Here is an 18,384-nt window from a genome sequence, read left to right on the forward strand (position 1 = left end):
ATGCGCAAGCGCGCCGCCATGACCGTTCTCACCGCCGCCGCAGCCGCTGCCGCGGCGGTCGGTCTCACCGCTCCGATGGCCCACGCGGACGGCTACGGCGACACGAAGATCACCAAGGTGGTCGTCAACGGGGGCAAGCCGGTCGTCGTGGACGCCACGTCCGCCAAGAGCTTCACGGCGTCGGTCACGGCCACCGACAACTCGGGCATCAAGGGCATGGACACATTCCGGCTGGTGGGCCCCGAGGTCGCCTTCGCCAACCCGAGCGGCCCCGTCAAGTGCGTCAAGCAGAACGCCACCACCTCGACGTGCACCGCGAAGTTCATCATCGACCCGCGCGCCGACTTCTACGACAACAGCCCGGCGGGCAACTGGTACGTCGACGCCTGGGTCCAGGCCAACGACGAGGACTTCTACGCCAGCGAGAAGGCGGGCTCCTTCAAGGTGCAGCGCGCCACGAAGGCCACCCCGGCCGATGCCACGCCGGAGCCGGTGAAGAAGGGCAAGGACATCACCGTCACGGGCAAACTGACGCGCGCCGACTGGACCGACCACAAGTTCCTCGGCCTGAAGGACCAGCAGGTCAAGCTGCAGTTCATGAAGAAGGGCGGCACCGCCTACGCCGACGTCAAGACAGTGAAGTCCGGCAACGGCGGCGCACTGAAGGCCACCGTCAAGGCGACCGTGGACGGCTACTTCCGGTACGTCTACGCCGGCAACGCCACCACCGCCCCGGTCACCTCCGGCGCCGACCTGATCGACGTACGCTGATCCGCCGACGCCCCATGCTTGACCACACCTGACTGATCACGGCCCCGGCCCACCGCAACCACGGTGAGCCGGGGCCGTGCGCATCCCAGGCCGGACCTCAGAGACATATACGGCCTTCAGGGAGTAAACGGCATTCACCGTCGCATGCCGCCTTCATGGGCATATACGGCCTTCAGGGACGGCTCTCCGGGGACGGCCCGGCGGCGGCGCGGCGCAGGGCGCGTACGCCACGGAACCCGATGACGCCGATCACCGTCCCCAAGAGAAAGGACGTCACCGCGAGCAGCAGATGGACCCAGAAATAGGCTGTCGGGTTCCCCGCGTCGTCGAAAGCGAGACCGCTCCCGTCCTTCCACAGGTTTTTGACGAAAGTGATCCAGATGAACCAGCTCCAGACCCCGAAGGCGAGCAGGAACCAGGAGACGGGGCGAGAGAGCTTCATGAAGTCCAGTATGGGCAGGGACTCCATCCGGCCGTCGGCAGGGGCACTCTTCCGTGGGGCGCTGTTCGGGGGCCGTGCGGCGGCGGGTACGTTCACCCACGTGCCGACGACTTTTTCCGGGTCACCCAGCGCTTCGCCTGGATCCCTCTCCGTACCTTCCGCCGCGCCTGCCGCTTCCCGTACCGCCGCCGGTGCCGCCTCGCGTGCGGCGGGCCGTACGGGGGTCCGTACGGCCGCGGCGGTGGCCTCCGCCGCGCTGCTGCTGTCGCTCGCGCCGGTCGGCAGCGCCTATGCCGCGCCCGGCCCGCACGGCAGGAAGGACGACAAGAACAGCGACCAGCCCAAGGAGCCGGCGCCGCCCGCCACGATGTCCCAGGTCGGCGGTGACCGGCTGAGCCGTCCCGGCACGCAGGTGCAACTGAAGGACGGCGCCCCCAAGCTGCCCTCCGGGCTCACGGGGCGTTCCTGGATCGTCTCCGACGCGGAGTCCGGCAAGGTCCTGGCCGCGCACAACGCCCACTGGCCGCTCCCGCCGGCCAGCACGCTGAAGATGCTCTTCGCCGACACGGTGCTGCCGAAGTTCCCCAAGGACCAGAAGTACAAGGTCAAGTCCTCCGACCTGATGGGCATGGGTGAGGGCAGCAGCCTGGTCGGCATCAAGGAGAACCTCACCTACACCGTCCACGACCTGTGGCTGGGTGTCTTCCTGCGCTCGGGGAACGATGCGGTGCACACGCTGTCCGCCATGAACGGCGGGACCGCCCAGACCGTCAAGCAGATGCAGGAGCACGCCCACGAGCTGAACGCCGGGGACACCCACGTCGTCACCCCGGACGGCTACGACGCGCCGGGGCAGGTCTCCAGTGCGTACGACCTGAGCCTGTTCGCCCGCGCCGGGCTGCGGAACGCCGACTTCCGGGAGTACTGCTCGACGGCCGTCGCGAAGTTCCCGGGCGAGATGAAGAAGAGCAAGGGGAAGGACAAAGACAAAGGGAAGGACAAGGACAAGGGCAAGGGCGAGGACAAGGGCGAGGACAAGGGCAAGGGCAGCGGGGAGGAGGCGGAGCGGGACTTCTTCGGCATTCAGAACACCAACCGGCTGCTCACCGGTGACTACGACATCAAGCGGTACGACGGCATCGCGGGCGTGAAGAACGGCTCGACCACCAACGCCGGCTCCACCTTCACCGGCTACGCCCAGCGCGGCGGGCGAAAGCTGCTGGTCACGGTCATGAACCCGGCGAAGAAGGAGCACAACGAGGCGTACCGGGAGACCGCCAAGCTCTTCGACTGGGGCTTCGCCGCGGCCGACAAGGTCGAACCGGTCGGCCGGCTCGTCGACAGCAGGACGCAGCAGCGGGAGGCGGCGGCTGCCAAGGCCCGCGCCGAGCATGCCCAGGCTTCGCTGAAGACCTCGGCCGCGGGAACCGGCTGGCTGTGGCCCGCGGCGGGGATCACGGCCGGTGTACTGGCCCTCCTGGGCGCGGTGACGCTGGTCGTACGGCGTCGGCGGCAGGCTTCGTAGTCGGATCGTCGGCGGGCTTCGTGACCGGATCAGCGGGCTTTGCGGCGGTGGTATCGGGCAGGTCTGCGGAAGCGGGCTTCTGGGTGGCCGTCCACGCGGCGCAGAAGACGACCAGCTTGGCCGTGAAGTTGATCCACAGCAGCAGGGCGATGGGCGTGCCGAAGGCGCCGTACATGCTCTTCGCCGCCACGCCCTGCAGATAGCCGCTGAGCAGCAGCTTCAGCAGCTCGAAGCCGATCGCTCCCATGAAGCTGGCCACGACGACGGCCCGGCGGCCCGGATGGGCCCCGGGCAGCCTGGTCAGGACGTACGCCAGCATCAGGAAGTCCGCGAGTACGGCGATGCAGAAGCCCGCGGCGGACAGCAGGACGCTGCCGGCGCCCCCCTCCGGCAGGCCGATCGCGTCGGCGGCCCTGCCCACGGCGGACGACGCGAAGGTCGAACAGGCCAGCGAGAGCAGCGCCACCCCGCCGAGCCCGAACAGCAGGGCGCCGTCCTTGAGCTTGGCGAGGAAGGGGTTGCGCTCCTCGTCGTCCTTCTCCCATACGGCGCGCAGGCAGTCGCGCAGCGCCTCGATCCAGCCGAAGCCGGTGAACAGCAGCGCGGCACCGGCGATCAGCCCGACGGTGCCGGCGTTGTCGACGAGTCCGGCGAGGTCGAGCTGACCGGAGATGCCGGGGATCTGGGCCGCGAATGCCTTTTCGAGGTCGTGCAACCGCTGCTCGCTCAGGAGGGCGGCGCCGATGGCCGCGGCGACCGTCAGCAGCGGGAAGAGCGCGATGAAGCTGGTGAAGGTGATGGCGGCGGCCAGCCTGGTCCAGTGCACGCGCTGCATGCGCTCCTGCGCCCGCCACAGGTGGGTCCTCATCAGCCACGTCACGGCCGGGCCGATCACCGGCAGCCTGCTCAACCAGTCCATGAGCTGCGACTACCCCGTTGCGGCGGCCGTCATCGCGGGAGGTGGTTCGTCACCCTCCTGTTGTCGCTCTCCTGGCGGAACGCCGCGTACGGGGGCGGCTCAGCGGGACGGCGCGGGCGCGGCTCAGCGGGACGGCGCGGGCGGGCAGGACAGGTCCGCCTGGCGCGGAACACCGTCCACCGGGTCCCCGAAGGGATACTCCCGCTCCAGGCGCCACACCCCGTCCGCGCCCTGCTCGTAGAGCGCGAAGCCGTCGATCGTCCAGGCGGCCTCGAAGTCCTTCAGCTCCGTGTAGGCGCGGTCCATGGCCTCCTCGGAGATGCCGTGGGCCACCGTCACATGCGGGTGGTACGGGAACTGGAGCTCCCGCGCACAGGGCCCGGACGCGGCCCGTACCCGCTCCTGAAGCACGGCACACTCCGCGTCGCCCTCGACGACCTTGACGAAGACGACCGGGGACAGCGGCCGGAAGGTATCGGTGCCCTCCAGGCGCAGGCGGAAGGGGCGGAAGGAGGCCGCGACCTCGGCGAGGTGCTCCTCGATGCCGGGCAGGTCCACCGCCCGGGCCTCGGTCGGCGGGAGGAGGGTGATGTGCGTGGGGATGGCGTGTGCGGCCGGATCCCCGAAGCCCGTGCGCTGCCCCTGAAGGAAGCTGCCGTACGGCTCCGGGACCGCGATCGAAACGCCCAGCGTTACGGTCCCCACTGCGTTCTCCCTCCTGATGTCCCTTATGCCGCTGTTCTACTGTTCTACTGCTCTGCTGTTCTGCTCTTCCGCTTGCCGCGCTGCCGCTATGTCGTCCGTTCTGTCCCTGTTGTACCGGTGCACCCGGCCGTCCCCGTGTCTCCGGCCGTGTTCCCGCTTATCAGTGTGCCGGGTCCGTCCCACTCGCGGGCGGCGACCAGGGTCCTGTTACGGAGGGGCCGGGCGGCCCTCCCGTACCGGGACCCGTGGCCGCCCCCGGGCACCCCCGGCCGGCTGCCGCCGCCGAGCGCCGACAGCCGGCACCGGGAAGCCGGAAGGCCGGAAGCCAGAAGACCGGAGACCGGACCTCAGTGCTTGGCGGGCAGGAAACCGATCTTGTCGTACGTGGCGGCCAGCGTCTCGGCCGCGACCGCCCGTGCCTTCTCGGCGCCCTTGGCCAGGATCGAGTCCAGCGTCTCGGGATCGTCCAGGTATTCCTGCGTACGGTCCCGGAAGGGCGTGACGAAGTCGACCATGACCTCGGCGAGGTCGGTCTTGAGTGCGCCGTACCCCTTGCCCTCGTACTTCTGCTCCAGCTCGGGGATGCTCGTCCCGGTGAGGGTGGAGTAGATCGTCAGCAGGTTGGAGACGCCCGGCTTGGCCTCGGCGTCGAAGCGGATCACGGTGTCGGTGTCCGTGACGGCGCTCTTGATCTTCTTCGCGGAGGTCTTGGGCTCGTCGAGCAGGTTGATGATGCCCTTGGTGGAGGACGCCGACTTGCTCATCTTGATCGACGGGTCCTGGAGGTCGTAGACCTTGCCGGTCTCCTTGAGGATGTACGGCGCCGGGACGGTGAAGGTCTGGCCGTAGCGCCCGTTGAACCGCTCGGCGAGGTCGCGGGTCAGCTCGATGTGCTGGCGCTGGTCCTCACCGACCGGGACCTGGTTGGCCTGGTAGAGCAGGATGTCGGCGATCTGCAGGATCGGGTACGTGAACAGGCCGACGCTCGTGCGGTCGGTGCCCTGCTTGGCGGACTTGTCCTTGAACTGCGTCATCCGGCTCGCCTCGCCGAACCCGGTGAGGCAGTTCATGATCCATGCGAGCTGCGCGTGCTCGGGGACATGGCTCTGGACGAAGAGGGTGCAGCGCTCGGGGTCCAGTCCGGCGGCCAGGAGCTGGGCCGCGGCGATGCGGGTGTTGAGCCGCAGTTCCTTGGGGTCCTGCGGAATGGTGATCGCATGCAGGTCCACCACCATGTAAAAGGCGTCGTGGGACTCCTGCAGCGCTACCCACTGGCGCACCGCGCCGAGGTAGTTGCCGAGGTGGAAGGAGCCGGCGGTGGGCTGGATTCCGGAGAGCACACGCGGACGATCGAGAGCCATGGCACACATTCTCTCAGGTCCGCGACCGGACCCGGCGGTGTGGTGCGCGCCGGGGCCGCCCCGCCCGCACGCCCGAACCGTACGCCCGGCCCGTACGGCTCTGTCCGCGCCGTCCGGGACCCGACGGCGGGAGGTTTCGTCACCTGCCGGACGCGCGACGATACAAAGAGGCGAAAACCCGCCCGCATACCGGACGCTCTGCCCCTGCCCAACGGGCACGACTCACGCGATGATCGGCCCAGGAATCTCCGCACGACGCCCGGCCGTCCCCGAAGCCGCCGCACGGCCTGCCGAACGGCCGGGGAAGCACGGCCTGCCGGACGGCCGGGAAAGCACGGCCTGCCGGACGGCCGGGAAAGCACGGCCCGCCGAACGACCTACGGAACGGAACGGAGTCAACGGTGACGTCCACGGAACACAGCATCGCCGCCGCCGAAGCCCACAGCGCGCACAATTACCACCCCCTCCCCGTCGTCGTGGCCTCGGCCGACGGCGCCTGGATGACCGATGTGGAGGGCCGCCGCTATCTGGACATGCTGGCCGGTTACTCCGCGCTCAACTTCGGGCACCGCAACCGCCGGTTGACCGACGCGGCCAAGGCGCAGCTCGAACGGGTCACGCTCACCTCGCGCGCCTTCCACCACGACCGGTTCGGCGACTTCTGCGCACAGCTCGCCGAGCTGTGCGGCAAGGAGATGGTGCTGCCGATGAACACGGGCGCGGAGGCCGTGGAGACGGCCGTCAAGACGGCCCGCAAGTGGGGCTACCGCGTCAAGGGCGTGCCGGACGGCCGGGCGAAGATCGTCGTCGCGGAGAACAACTTCCACGGCCGTACGACGACCATCGTCTCCTTCTCCACCGACCCCGAGGCCCGCGCGGACTACGGTCCGTACACCCCCGGCTTCGAGATCGTCCCGTACGGGGACCTCGACGCGCTGACCGCCGCCGTGGACGAGAACACCGTCGCGGTGCTGCTGGAGCCGATCCAGGGCGAGGCGGGTGTGCTGATGCCGCCGCCCGGCTATCTGGCGGGCGTACGGGAGTTGACGCGGGAACGCGGTGTGCTGTTCATCGCCGACGAGATCCAGTCGGGCCTGGGGCGTACGGGGCGTACCTTCGCCTGCGAGCACGAGGGCGTCGTACCGGACATGTACGTCCTGGGGAAGGCGCTGGGCGGCGGGGTCGTACCGGTCTCGGCGGTGGCCGCCTCGCGCGAGGTGCTGGGCCTGTACCGGCCCGGCGAGCACGGCTCCACCTTCGGCGGGAACCCGCTGGCCTGCGCGGTGGCGCTGGAGGTGATCGCGATGCTGCGGACCGGCGAGTTCCAGCAGCGGGCGACGGAGCTGGGCGACCACCTGCACAGCGAACTGGGGCTGCTGGCGGGCGGCGGCGCGGTGGACGCGGTGCGCGGGCGCGGCCTGTGGGCGGGCGTGGACATCAATCCCGCGCACGGCACCGGCCGGGAGATCTCCGAGAAGCTGATGGCCCACGGGGTACTGGTCAAGGACACCCACGGCAGCACGATCCGCCTCGCGCCGCCGCTGGTGATCAGCAAGGAGGACCTGGACTGGGGCCTGGACCAGCTCCGTACGGTCCTGGGCGCGGGCTGACGCGCACCTCGCTGACGCGCCGCCGGACCTCGCGCGCGGCTCGCTGCCGCGCGGGAACGGGTCAGGGCCGTACGGGCGCGGGACTGTGTGCCGTACGGACGCGGGGCCGGGAGGAACCTCCGGCCCCGCGCCGACGGCTCAAAGGATCAAAGGATCACGTGGGGCAGGAAGCGGGCGTAGGAGTCCGTGACCGGCCCCGCCGACTCCCGGATGCCCAGCCCCGCCGCCTCGTCCTCGACCACCCAGGCGCCGAGCACCACCCGGTTGCCGTCGAAGTCGGGCAGCGGGGCCAGCTCCTGATAGCAGCAGGGCTCCTCGCGCAGGACGGGAGGGGCCCCTGCCTCGTGGAGGGTGACGCCCGCGCCCTCCCTGCCGAGCAGCGGCTTGGCCGCGTACCCGCCGCCTCCCTCACGCGCCAGCTCGCGCGGGCCGTCGAGGTAGGCGGGCAGCAGGTTGGGGTGGCCGGGGAAGAGCTCCCACAGGACCGCCAGCAGCGCCTTGTTGGACAGCAGCATCTTCCACGCGGGCTCGATCCACAGCGTGCTGCCCGTGCCGCCGCCGTTGTCGAGGGTGTCCAGGGCGTGCGGGCCGAAGGTGTCGGTGGCCAGCCACTCCCACGGGTAGAGCTTGAAGCAGGCGCGCATGAAGCGCAGCCGCTGGTCGACGAAGCGGCCCGTGATCCGGTCCCAGCCGATGTCCTCCATGGAGATCGCCACGGTCTCCAGCCCGGCCTGCCGCGCGGTCTCCTCCAGGTAGGCGACGGTCATCAGGTCCTCGCCCAGCTCGTCGTCCGCGGAGTGCGCGAAGTGCAGCGGCGCGCCCGGGGGAGCAGCGGCGCCTGCCGCTTCCAGGCGTCCACCAGCCTCTCGTGCAGGGAGTTCCACTGGTCGGCGCCGGGAAAACGTTCCTCCATCCAGAACCACTGCGGGCTGGCGGCCTCGACCAGCGAGGTCGGGGTGTCGGCGTTGTACTCCAGCATCTTGGCCGGCCCGGTGCCGTCGTACCGCAGGTCGAACCGCCCGTACAGCGACGGCAGTTCGGCCCGTCGGCGCCAGGACTCGGCGACCAGCTCCGCCAGGCGCGGATCGTGCAGGCCGAGGTCGGCGAAGCGGCGCTCCTCGACGATGTGCGCGGCTGCCGCCAGACACATGCCGTGCAGCTCCTCGACGACCTCCTCCAGCGCCTCGACCTCCGGGAGCGAGAACTCGTAGTACGCGCTCTCGTCCCAGTACGGGCGCAGCGAGCCGTCCGGGTAGCGGGTCAGCGGGTAGATCAGTCCTTGGGCCTCGACGGTCTGCTGCCAGCCGGGGCGCGGCTCGACGCGGTGCCGCTTCACCGGCCATCCCGTACGTGTATCCGTACCCGTACCGCCCTTGTACGCATCCTCCCGGCCCTCATCCGCCGCTGGAGTGCGAGTGTCCCGAGCAGCCGAAGCCGCCGCGCTCCACGGCTGCGCTCTTGCTGAAGGACCCGTAGTCGGCGTACCGGCCCTTGACGTCCGAGCCGTAGTACCACTGCCCCTCGACGGGCTTGCTCTTGCCGAGCCCGCCGCCCGTCTGACCGGTCTTCCCGCCCTTGCCGGCCTTGCCGTACGAGCCGGAGCTCCCGCTCGTACCGCTGCCACCGCCGGACCCGCTGCTTGCGCCCGACCCGCTGCTGGTGCACGCCTTGGAGTCCAGGACCCGGTACCCCTTGACGACGTCGTAGCTGTTCTTGTCCACGCAGCGCTTGTCCGGCTCCGAACCGCAGGAGGTGAGCGCCGCCGCGAGCGCGCCCATGCTGCCCAGGATCACGGTGCTGGACCGCAGCCGTCGCCGTGCCTTCTCCGCCATCGTCCGCCTTCCCCCGTACGTACCACTGTTTGAGCGCAGCCAGCCTAGACGCCGGTCTTCTCCCGTCGGCAGAGGGCCGGGGCCCGCCCAGGGGCCCTAGAGTCGTTTCGTGCTCCTTGGGATGATCTGCGCTCTCGGTTCGGCGGTGTGCTTCGGGACCGCGTCGGTGCTCCAGGCCGTGGCGGCCCGGGCCACCGCGCCCGGCAGCCGCTCCGGTGTCGACCCCGGGCTGCTGCTCCGCGTCCTGACCCAGTGGCGCTACCTGCTGGGCCTGGCTCTGGACGGCCTCGGTTTCCTGCTGGAGCTGGTGGCGCTGCGCTCGCTGCCCATCTACGCGGTCGGCGCGGCCCTCGCCGCCAGCCTCGCCGTCACGGCGGTGGTCGCGGCGCGTGTGCTGCGGGTCCGGCTGAGCCGGGCGGAGTGGACGGCGGTGGTGGCCGTCTGCGGCGGCCTGGCCATGCTGGGGCTGGCTTCCGGGGAGGAGGGCCACCGTACGGGCTCCACCGCCCTGCGCCTGGGCACCCTGATCGTCGCGGTGGCCGTGCTGGCCTCCGGCGCGCTCGCCGGCCGTCTCCCCGAGCGCGCCCGCGCCGCCACGCTCGGCCTGGGGGCGGGGTTCGGCTTCGGCGCGGTGGAGGTCGCCGTCCGCCTCGTCGACGACCTCTCCCTCCCCGCGGTCCTGGCCAACCCCGCCACGTACGCCCTCCTCATCGGCGGCGGCGCGGCCTTCCTCCTGCTGACCTCCGCCCTCCAGCGCGGCTCGGTGACGGCGGCGACGGCCGGCATGGTCATCGGCGAGACCCTGGGCCCGGCGCTGGTCGGCGTCGTATGGCTCGGCGACCGCACCCGTCCCGGCCTGCTCCCGGCGGCCATGGCCGGCTTCGCCCTCGCCGTCGCCGGGGCCCTGGCCCTGGCCCGCTTCGGCGAGAGCCCCACCACCGCGCCGGACAGGGAGAAGACCCCGGACACCGCGCCGGACGGGGACGAGACCACCGACGCCACAACGGGCGGCCGATGACGGGTTCTTACCCGACAACGCGAATATTGGCGTTGCCGCATAGACGGCCCCGCCTGCCCCTCGTAACGTCGTACTCACCAGGTCCCAACCGGGGCCGCAAAAAAGGGGGTTCGGCATGGCACGCGAGGAACTCACCCGCTTGACCGGCAACGCGGACGACCCGGAATGCACCCAGAACGACTGCCCCAATCTCTACCGGACGGCCAAGGGATCAATCATCGTGCAGGGTGACGCGTCCGACGCCTTTACGCCCCCGGCCGGTGAGGCCCTGGTGGAAATTCCGGAAGAGGTCTTGAAGGAGGCTTTCCGTGCTCTTGGATGGTGAGGCTTGGCAGGCGAAATTCCGTGACTTCCAATCGGAGGCATGGAGGCTTGAGACGTTGCCTGCCTACAACGTCCCCCAGGAAGCCGAAGAGATCCAGCGGTTCCGGGCGGGGGAGCGAATCGACCCGCGCACCCATTCCAACGACTACACGGAAGACCTCAAGCGGGTGCGGAGGGAGGGGAAGAGCAAGGGACGCGTCCATGTCGTCACGCGCCCTCTTTCTGAATACCTCCGCTACGAGTTCATGTATTACCTGCCTCACACGTGGGCCGGGGAAGACATCCGAATCATGGACGTGACCGACCGGCCCAACCCACTGTCCGGCGTTCAGGACTTCTGGATGTTCGACAGGTCGGAAGTCGTGCTCATGCACTATGAGGCTGACGGAACACAGATCAGCCGGGAAGTGTACAAGGGTGACGTGCAGCCCTACATCGAGTACCAGCGCATTGCGCTGGCCGAGTCGGTGCCCTTTGAGGAGTACGTGAAGGGCCTTGACGCTTAACCCGGAGGAGCTGGGCCGGTCGAAGGCCGATCTGGCCGAAACACTCAGAGGGCTCCGCAAGCGGGCCGGGATCACTCAGACCCGGCTCGCTCAGCGCTGCAATCTGTCACAGACAAAGGTGAGCAACATCGAGGGCGCGAAACTTACGCCCAGCCTGGTGGATGTGGAACTGATCCTGCGAGCCCTCGATGCGCCACCCGAACTTGTTGCCCAGGTCACGGCCCTTGCCCGTGTTGCTAACACCGAATGGCAGGACGTCTGGTCTCAGCGCCGCACCGGCCTGGAGAAGAAGCAGAACGAGCTAGCCGGATTCGAGAAGACCTCGACAGAGTTCCGATATTTTCTCCTGTCCATGGTGACGGGGCTATTGGCAACCCCTGAGTACGTGAGAGCCAGTCTCGCCGGCATCCCCGGGGATCACAGCAAGGCCATGACGAAGAAGCTGGAGCGACAGGCCGTCCTCTACGACACATCTAAGCGCTTCACGTTCATTCTGACCGAACAAGCGGTTAGGTGGCCGTACGTCCATGGCGCAGCCATGGCCATGCAGCTTGACCGGCTGATCTCTGTGAGCCTCCTTCCGAATGTGCGAGTCGGAGTTATCCCGCTGGGCGGTCACATGCCCGTGTGCCCTTTGAACACCTTCACCATTTATGACGCACGTACGGCCACGGTCGAGACGTCCACCGGGGCAATGGTGTTTCGTGACCATCGAGACGTGTCTTCGTATCTCAACGAGTTCTCTGTGTACGAGGGTTACGCGCTGTTCGGTGAGCAATTCAGGGAACAGCTTACCGAGTGGGCTGCGGCGTTCCGCTCATGATCTTTACCCGACCACGGAAATATTGCGCGAACCTCTCCCCTCCTCCCTCTACCTTGAGTGCAACACGGAGAGGGCGGAGGGGAAGACGTGGGCGATCGGGCAAGCGGCAGGCGGAACGTGGTTCGCGTATTGCCGTGGAAGACGATGGATGGCAAGGAATGCTTGCTTCAGAGTGACGACGCTGGAGGCGTGCTCAGCCGTCTCGCGGATGACATGGAAGCTGCGCAACTCAGCATCGGGAAGACGGTGCTTCTCCACGCTCATGAACTCCTGACCAACCCTCGCGCCACGGAACCTGAAATGCGATACGTCGCCCGGCAGTTGACGGAGTGCCTGGGCGACGCCTTACGGGTCGCTGAGAGCCGTGGTGACCGTCTGGGAGTCGACGGCCCTGGAGACGACCAGGACGATGGCGAGGAAGGCCCGGAGCTGCCCGCAGGGGCGTTCGGGTGATCACGGAGGCTCACGTGGGTCAGAAGGTGACCGACAGTTCCGGGCGGGTCGGCATCCTGCGTGAAGTGATCAGAGATTGGGAAGACCCGGCGGAACTCCCGAACGAGCGGAAGAAGCAAACTGTGGCGTTCGTACGGCCTGAAGGCGGCGGCGTCGAGTGGATGACTTCTCCCGCGAGGCTTTCACCCGTCTGAGACTCCGGCGGGCTGAGCGACGGCGAGTCGGACAGCTCAGCAAGCCGGAACGGCGACGCTCCCGACCGGACAAGCCCTGTGCAGGAGTAGGACGTACTCCGTCTGAGCTGACGTGCTCAGGCACTCGCCCCGGTCCGCCCCTTGGCCGGGGTGCCGCTCACGCGGTGAGGGCGTAGCCGGCCGGCCCCGTTCGTTCGCTGCCCCCGTAGCGTCCGGACGGGGCCTTTCGTGTGCTCTGAGCTGCACCTTCTCCACGTTGCCAAGGTGTAGGGCCAACCGGCTGGCGGTCGTGGCGGAACTCCGCTCCACCCCACCCGCCGGCCCCGGAATTCGCTGGTGGGTCCCGGCACGACCGGCGAAGGCCCCCGGCTGCTGCACACCTACCCGTGCATCGGCTCACTCCTCCGGCGCGTCCGGCAGCACCCTCAGCAGTGCGTCCAGGGCGCCCGCGAAGGAGTGGTCCGCCGGGGCCCCGTACGCCAGGACCAGCGCGTCGCGGGGAGTGGTGCCCGCCGGCATCTGCGGGTGGGCGAACTGTGACAGGCCCTCCAGGGCCAGGCCCTGCCAGCGGGCGGCCTGGACGATGGAGCGCTCGGAGCCGGGCGGCAGTTCGAGTACGGCGTGCAGACCGGCCGCGATGCCGCTGACGGTCAGGTGCGGGGCGTGTTCGGCGAGGGCGGCGACGAGTTGGTCGCGGCGGCGCCGGTAGCGCAGTCGCATACCGCGTACGTGACGGTCGTACGCGCCCGAGGAGATGAACTCGGCAAGGGTGAGCTGGTCCAGGGAGCCGGTCTGCCACTCCCCCGTCCCCTTGAGCGCCAGCACCGGATCCACCAGCCGGTCCGGCAGCACCATCCAGGACAGCCGCAGTCCAGGGGCCAGGCTCTTGCTGGCCGTCCCCATGTAGACGACACGTTCGGGATCGAGTCCCTGAAGCGCGCCGACGGGCTGGCGGTCGTAGCGGAACTCCCCGTCGTAGTCGTCCTCCAGGATCACCCCGTCCACCGAACGCGCCCAGTCGACGACGGCGGCCCGGCGGTCGGGGTGCAGGGGGACGCCGGTGGGGAACTGATGGGCCGGGGTGAGCAGCACCGCCCGTACGGAGCTGCCGCCCACGGCCGCCGCCGGGCCCGTCAACTCCCCCGTACGCGCCCCCTGTGCGTCTATGGAGAGCGGTGCGAGGCGCAGCCCGGCGCGGGTCAGGACGTCGCGGTGGAAGTCCAGCCCGTAGGACTCCACACCCATGGCCCGGATGCCGGAGCCGCGCAGCGCCCGGCCGACCAACCCCAGTGCCTGCATGAAACCGGCGCAGATCACGATGCGGTCGGGGTCGGCCCATACGCCGCGGGCCCGCGCCAGGTAGTCGGCGAGCACGGCGCGCAGCTCCGGACGGCCGTTCGGGGCGCCGTACCCGAACGCCTCGCTGGGGGCGGCGGTCAGCGCCCGGCGGGCCGAGGCGAGCCAGGCGGCGCGGGGGAAGGAGGAGACGTCCGGGGAGCCGGGCATCAGATTGTGGCGCGGGCGGTCGGGCACGTGCGGAGAGGCCGTACGGCGGGCCGGCGGCGCGGTACGGGAAGGGGCCGCGGCAGGGGGAAGAGCCGCGGTACGGGAAGGGGCCCGTCCGCCCCTGCCCCGGGCCGTCCTCGCCAGGTGGTCCCCGGCGACGCGGGTGCCCGAGCCCTGGCGCGCGCTGAGCCAGCCCTCGGCGACCAGCTCGCCGTAGGCGTCGGCGACCGTGTTGCGGGCGATGCCCAGGTCGGCGGCGAGCGAGCGGGAGGAGGGCAGCCGGGTGCCGGGGGCCAGTCTGCCCGTACGTACGGCGTCGCGCAGGGCTCGCATCAGGCCGGCCCGTACGCCTCCCGGCCCGGCGAGGTCCAGGTGCAGGTCGCGGCCCAGATTGGCCCAGGAATTCTCCATGAAAGTGGACCATACCGATACGCCATTGGCGCCGTAGCGTCATAGCCATGACGACGGACACGACGAACACGACAGACACGACGGACACGACGGACACGACGACGAATCGGAGCAATGGCGGAACCTCCCACCCGCACGGCCCCCGGCTGGCGTTGGCCAAGCTCGCTCCCCAGGTCTACAAGGCCATGATCGCGCTGGACACGGCCGCCCGGCAGGGGCTGGACCCGGCCCTGGTCGAGCTGGTCAAGATCCGCGCCTCGCAGCTCAACCACTGTGCCTTCTGCATCGACATGCACATCAAGGACGCACGCAAGGCAGGCGAGAGCGAACAGCGCATCTACCTCCTCAACGCCTGGGAAGAAGCCACCGACTTCTACACCGAGAAGGAACAGGCCGCCCTCGCCCTGACCGAAGCCATCACCCTCCTCACCGAAGGCTTCGTCCCCGACGCCGTATACGAACGCGCCGCCACCCACTTCCAGGACACCGAACTCGCCCAGCTCATCGCCCTCATCACCACCATCAACGCCTGGAACCGCATCGGCGTGAGCACTCGTATGTCCCCGGGAAAGGCGTGAGCACGATGACGAACAGCACCTCCAGCAGCACCTCCACCCCGACTACCGACCGCATCCGCTTCTGGAAGCTCGCTCCCGAGGTCTACAAGGCGCTGCTCTCCCTCACCACGTCCGCCCGGCAGGGGCTCGACCCCGTACTGGTCGACCTCGTCATGATCCGCGCCTCGCAGCTCAACCACTGTGCCTTCTGCATCGACATGCACATCAAAGACGCACGCAAGGCAGGCGAGAGCGAACAGCGCATCTACCTCCTCAACGCCTGGGAAGAAGCCACCGGCATCTACACCGAGAAGGAACAGGCCGCCCTCGCCCTGACCGAAGCCATCACCCTCCTCACCGAAGGCTTCGTCCCCGACGCCGTATACGAACGCGCCGCCACCCACTTCCAGGACACCGAACTCGCCCAGCTCATCGCCCTGATCACCACCATCAATGCCTGGAACCGCATCAATGTCGCGGTCCGCGTACCCGTGCCCGGTGCGGCATGACGGCGGACGGCGCCACGGCCGCGCACGGCGCCACGGCCGCGCACGGCGCCACGGCCGCGGCGGCCCTGCGCGCGCTGCACCACGGCCCGCGGCTCCCGCTCGTCCTTCCCGGTCCCTGGGACGCGGCCAGTGCCAGGGTCTTCGCGGACGCGGGCTTCCCGGCGCTGGCCACCCCCAGCGCCGGGGTCGCGGCCTCCCTCGGGTACGAGGACGGCGCGACCCCGCCGGCGGAGATGTTCGCGGCGATCACGCGGATCGTACGGGCCGTGGACATCCCCGTATCGGCGGACGTGGAGGCCGGTTACGGGCTGTCCGCGCGGGAACTGGTGGAGCGGCTCATGGAGAGCGGTGCCGTGGGCTGCAACCTGGAGGACTCCGACCGGGCGGCGGGGGCCCTGCGGGACCCGCGGGAGCAGGCCGCACGGCTGGCGGCGGTACGCGCCGAGGCCGGCGAGGACCTGGTGATCAACGCCCGTATCGACACGTTTCTGCACGCGGGCGGCGCGCGGCCCCAGACCCCTGCGAGCTCCGGGCGCCTTGATGACCCGGCCCTGCTGGAGGACGCCGTGGCGCGCGGCCGGCTGTACGCGGAGGCGGGCGCCGACTGCGTCTACCCGATCTTCGCCCCGCCGCGGCTGCTGCCCGAACTGAGCCGGCGCATCGGCGTACCCGTCAACGCCCTGGCCCGCCCGGACGGCCCCGCGCCGCACGAACTGGGCGGACTGGGCGCCTCGCGGATCACGTTCGGCCCGGGGCTGCTGCACCGGACCATGGCCGCACTCAAGGACATCGCCTCGGCCGTACGCGACTCCTGAGACGACCTGGCCGTCGGCCGCGTACAGGGGGCGCGACCGACGGCCGGGTACGGACTCGGCCGTTCCGGGCACTCCGGCCGCTCCCGCCGGCACCGCCGCTCCCACCGACCCCACCGCTCCCGCCGGCCCCACCGGCCCCGGAATTCGCTGGCGGGTCCCGGCACGACCGGCGAAGGTACCCGTCATGACCACCCCTCCCACATCCCCCTTCCTGGAGACCGACCGCCTGCTGCTGCGCCGCTTCACCGAGGCCGACGAGGACAACGTGGTCGGCCTCGACGCCGACCGCGAGGTCATGCGCTTCATCACCGGTGGCCGGGCGACCCCGCGCGAGACCGTCCGCCGCCACACCCTCCCCCGGCTGCTCCACACCTACCCGTGCATCGGCGCCCCCGGATTCTGTGCCGCCGAAAAGCGGCACACGGGCGAGTTCCTGGGCTGGTTCGAGTTCCGTCCGCTGGCGGACGGCAGCGCCGCCGTGGTCGAGCTGGGTTACCGGCTGCGCAGGGCGGCCTGGCGCGGCGGCTACGCCACGGAGGGCTCCCGCGCCCTGGTCCACAAGGGCTTCACCGGCCTGGGCGTGGAACGGGTCACCGCCAACACCATGGCGGTCAACGCCCGCTCCCGCCGCGTGATGGAGAAGGCCGGGCTGCGGTTCGTCCGTACGTACTTCGACCAGTGGCCCGACTACATCGACGGTGCCGAGCACGGCGAGGTCGAATACGCCCTGACCAGGGAAGAGTGGGAGGCGTCAAGGACCTGACGGGCCGAAGAAGCGGGCCGCGCCGGGCCGGCGGCCGACCCCGCGGAACCGGCCCTCACCCGACCTCGCACCGACGACCGCCACCCGTTCGCCAACGGCGGCTACCTGTTGGCGAACCGCCGGCTGATCCCGTTGAACACCCGCTGCGCCTCAGGGCCCAGGTGCGGTCCGGCCAGCCAGGTGTGGTTCGGCGATCCGATCGAGCTGTTGGACACCAGGTACGTCTTCCCGCCGCGCGAGGCGAACCAGCCGCCCCCGGACGTGCCGCCGGTCATCGTGCAGCCGATCCGGTGCATGGCGGGCGTGCCCGGCGCCATCGTGAGCCGGCCGGGGCGGGCCAGGCAGTTCATCATCCGCGCGCCGTCGTACGGCGGCGCGGCCGGGTAGCCGAACGCCTGCATCCCGCCGATGCCCGTCGCGGACGGCGCGCCGAACCATACGGGCACGGCCGCCCCCACCGTCTCCTCCAGCGACTTGCCGCCGCCCCGCTCCGGCTGGACGCGCAGCACCGCGAAGTCGTACGCGGAGCCGGCGTTGCCCTCCTTGGTGCTGCCCATGCTGATCCACTCACCGGAGGTGGTGATCCAGTTCGCCCACCACACCCCGTACGGCGACACCTGCTGGGCCGGCGCGCCGCCGACCCGGCTCATCGGCAGTCCCTGGTCGTTGTACGACGGTACGAAGACGATGTTGCGCATCCAGCCGCCGCGCTTGCCGCTGTGCACACAGTGTCCGGCCGTCCACACCAGGTTCGACCGGCCCGGGTGGGCCGGGTCCTGGACGATCGTGCCGGAGCAGACCGCCGGCCCCGAAGGGCTGTCGAACATGATCTTGCCGATGGGCGCCATGTGCCGGTGGTACGGGCGCTCGACCTGCTGCGCGGTGACCGGGCGCGGCTCGGGGTCGGTCGCGCCGACGTCACCGCCCGCGCCACCGCTCTTGACGGTGACGTCCGGGGCCGCCTTCGCCTCCGCCATCCTGGACGGCTGCCACAGGTCCTTGATGATGGGGTTGGCGAACTCCGACGCCTCCCGCGCCCATTTATCCCAGTTCTTCCAGCCGCCCTGCTTCCACTGCTTCAGCTCGTCCAGGCTCGTCGGCACACCGTCCGGCAGCTTGATCCCGTCCGCGCCGTCACCGTCACCGCCTCCGCTGCCCGCGCCCTTCGCGCCGGCGGACGGCGAACTCCCGGGCGCGGCGGCGGCCTTGTCCTCACTCGGTCCGCAGCCGGTGGCGGTGGCGGCGAGCAGCGCGGCCACCGCCATCGCTGTCGCGGCGGAACGGCGGCGTATCGATCGCATGAAAGCGTTTCCCCCTGGTACGTCTGGTGCGTCTAGTGC

Annotated in this window: 20 protein-coding genes and 1 pseudogene; 13 read left to right on the plus strand and 8 right to left on the minus strand. The window is 70.1% G+C overall.

Annotated features, from left to right (window positions below; all coding sequences use genetic code 11):
- Entirely contained in the window at positions 1-771 is a 771-nt protein-coding gene (locus tag KGS77_RS12835; RefSeq protein ID WP_242581064.1) for a calcium-binding protein, read from the plus strand.
- Between the two features lie 172 nt (positions 772-943).
- On the opposite strand, the gene KGS77_RS12840 is transcribed toward KGS77_RS12835, so the two are convergent.
- A complete protein-coding gene (locus KGS77_RS12840) occupies positions 944-1,213 on the minus strand; it encodes a hypothetical protein (protein WP_242581065.1) in 270 nt (89 codons plus the stop codon).
- Here KGS77_RS12840 and KGS77_RS12845 point away from each other — a divergent pair.
- Positions 1,212-2,738, plus strand: a complete 1,527-nt coding sequence (locus KGS77_RS12845; protein WP_242581066.1) for a D-alanyl-D-alanine carboxypeptidase — start codon at positions 1,212-1,214, stop codon at positions 2,736-2,738. The genes KGS77_RS12840 and KGS77_RS12845 overlap by 2 nt on opposite strands.
- Here the strand turns inward: KGS77_RS12845 and KGS77_RS12850 are convergent.
- The 3 genes from KGS77_RS12850 to trpS all read right to left on the minus strand — a co-directional run bounded on the left by KGS77_RS12850 (position 2,668) and on the right by trpS (position 5,723).
- Entirely contained in the window at positions 2,668-3,657 is a 990-nt protein-coding gene (locus KGS77_RS12850) for a YihY/virulence factor BrkB family protein (RefSeq protein ID WP_242581067.1), read from the minus strand. The genes KGS77_RS12845 and KGS77_RS12850 overlap by 71 nt on opposite strands.
- 123 nt (positions 3,658-3,780) lie before the next feature.
- Positions 3,781-4,362, minus strand: a complete 582-nt coding sequence (locus tag KGS77_RS12855; RefSeq protein ID WP_242581068.1) for a 2'-5' RNA ligase family protein — start codon at positions 4,360-4,362, stop codon at positions 3,781-3,783.
- A 347-nt stretch (positions 4,363-4,709) separates the two neighbouring features.
- Positions 4,710-5,723 (minus strand): tryptophan--tRNA ligase, encoded by a 1,014-nt coding sequence (gene trpS, locus KGS77_RS12860; protein ID WP_242581070.1) that lies wholly within the window; start codon positions 5,721-5,723, stop codon positions 4,710-4,712.
- 401 nt (positions 5,724-6,124) lie between these two features.
- On the opposite strand from trpS, the gene rocD reads away from it, so the two are divergent.
- Positions 6,125-7,333: an ornithine--oxo-acid transaminase gene (gene rocD, locus KGS77_RS12865; RefSeq protein ID WP_242581072.1), complete on the plus strand. Its 1,209-nt coding sequence runs from the start codon at positions 6,125-6,127 to the stop codon at positions 7,331-7,333.
- 146 nt (positions 7,334-7,479) lie between these two features.
- Here the strand turns inward: rocD and KGS77_RS12870 are convergent.
- Positions 7,480-8,669, minus strand: a pseudogene (locus KGS77_RS12870) (glutathionylspermidine synthase family protein).
- A 58-nt stretch (positions 8,670-8,727) separates the two neighbouring features.
- Positions 8,728-9,165, minus strand: a complete 438-nt coding sequence (locus KGS77_RS12875) for a hypothetical protein (RefSeq protein ID WP_242581074.1) — start codon at positions 9,163-9,165, stop codon at positions 8,728-8,730.
- Positions 9,166-9,286: 121 nt separating this feature from the next.
- Between KGS77_RS12875 and KGS77_RS12880 the strand changes: the two genes are divergently transcribed.
- From KGS77_RS12880 to KGS77_RS12905, 6 genes are all read left to right on the plus strand, one after another.
- Positions 9,287-10,183, plus strand: coding sequence for a hypothetical protein (locus KGS77_RS12880; RefSeq protein WP_242587444.1), 897 nt, complete (start codon positions 9,287-9,289; stop codon positions 10,181-10,183).
- A 115-nt stretch (positions 10,184-10,298) separates the two neighbouring features.
- Complete coding sequence (locus tag KGS77_RS12885; RefSeq protein ID WP_242581076.1) at positions 10,299-10,508, plus strand: hypothetical protein; 210 nt, start codon at positions 10,299-10,301, stop codon at positions 10,506-10,508.
- Positions 10,492-11,013, plus strand: a complete 522-nt coding sequence (locus tag KGS77_RS12890; RefSeq protein ID WP_242581078.1) for a DUF6879 family protein — start codon at positions 10,492-10,494, stop codon at positions 11,011-11,013. Before KGS77_RS12885 ends, KGS77_RS12890 begins: the two co-directional genes overlap by 17 nt.
- On the plus strand, positions 11,003-11,836 hold the full coding sequence (locus KGS77_RS12895) for a helix-turn-helix transcriptional regulator (protein WP_242581080.1): 834 nt from the start codon (positions 11,003-11,005) through the stop codon (positions 11,834-11,836). Before KGS77_RS12890 ends, KGS77_RS12895 begins: the two co-directional genes overlap by 11 nt.
- A gap of 300 nt (positions 11,837-12,136) precedes the next feature.
- Positions 12,137-12,289, plus strand: a complete 153-nt coding sequence (locus KGS77_RS12900; protein ID WP_242581082.1) for a hypothetical protein — start codon at positions 12,137-12,139, stop codon at positions 12,287-12,289.
- Between the two features lie 14 nt (positions 12,290-12,303).
- Entirely contained in the window at positions 12,304-12,483 is a 180-nt protein-coding gene (locus tag KGS77_RS12905) for a hypothetical protein (protein WP_242581084.1), read from the plus strand.
- A gap of 396 nt (positions 12,484-12,879) precedes the next feature.
- On the opposite strand, the gene KGS77_RS12910 is transcribed toward KGS77_RS12905, so the two are convergent.
- Complete coding sequence (locus KGS77_RS12910; RefSeq protein ID WP_242581087.1) at positions 12,880-14,400, minus strand: PLP-dependent aminotransferase family protein; 1,521 nt, start codon at positions 14,398-14,400, stop codon at positions 12,880-12,882.
- A 47-nt stretch (positions 14,401-14,447) separates the two neighbouring features.
- Here KGS77_RS12910 and KGS77_RS12915 point away from each other — a divergent pair, with 47 nt between their 5' ends.
- From KGS77_RS12915 to KGS77_RS12930, 4 genes are all read left to right on the plus strand, one after another.
- The gene (locus tag KGS77_RS12915) at positions 14,448-14,978 is read left to right on the plus strand and encodes a carboxymuconolactone decarboxylase family protein (RefSeq protein WP_242581088.1); all 531 of its coding nucleotides are present in this window, start codon (positions 14,448-14,450) and stop codon (positions 14,976-14,978) included.
- Positions 14,979-14,983: 5 nt separating this feature from the next.
- Positions 14,984-15,466 carry a carboxymuconolactone decarboxylase family protein gene (locus KGS77_RS12920; protein WP_242581089.1) on the plus strand — a complete coding sequence of 161 codons (483 nt, stop codon included), beginning with the start codon at positions 14,984-14,986 and terminating at the stop codon, positions 15,464-15,466.
- Positions 15,463-16,281 carry an isocitrate lyase/phosphoenolpyruvate mutase family protein gene (locus KGS77_RS12925; RefSeq protein ID WP_242581090.1) on the plus strand — a complete coding sequence of 273 codons (819 nt, stop codon included), beginning with the start codon at positions 15,463-15,465 and terminating at the stop codon, positions 16,279-16,281. The genes KGS77_RS12920 and KGS77_RS12925 overlap by 4 nt, the downstream gene beginning before the upstream one ends.
- A 184-nt stretch (positions 16,282-16,465) precedes the next feature.
- The gene (locus KGS77_RS12930) at positions 16,466-17,044 is read left to right on the plus strand and encodes a GNAT family N-acetyltransferase (RefSeq protein WP_242581091.1); all 579 of its coding nucleotides are present in this window, start codon (positions 16,466-16,468) and stop codon (positions 17,042-17,044) included.
- A gap of 101 nt (positions 17,045-17,145) precedes the next feature.
- On the opposite strand, the gene KGS77_RS12935 is transcribed toward KGS77_RS12930, so the two are convergent.
- Positions 17,146-18,345 (minus strand): hypothetical protein, encoded by a 1,200-nt coding sequence (locus KGS77_RS12935; protein WP_242581092.1) that lies wholly within the window; start codon positions 18,343-18,345, stop codon positions 17,146-17,148.
- Positions 18,346-18,384: the final 39 nt, after the last annotated feature.

This window comes from Streptomyces sp. MST-110588, from assembly GCF_022695595.1.
Lineage (GTDB): Bacteria > Actinomycetota > Actinomycetes > Streptomycetales > Streptomycetaceae > Streptomyces.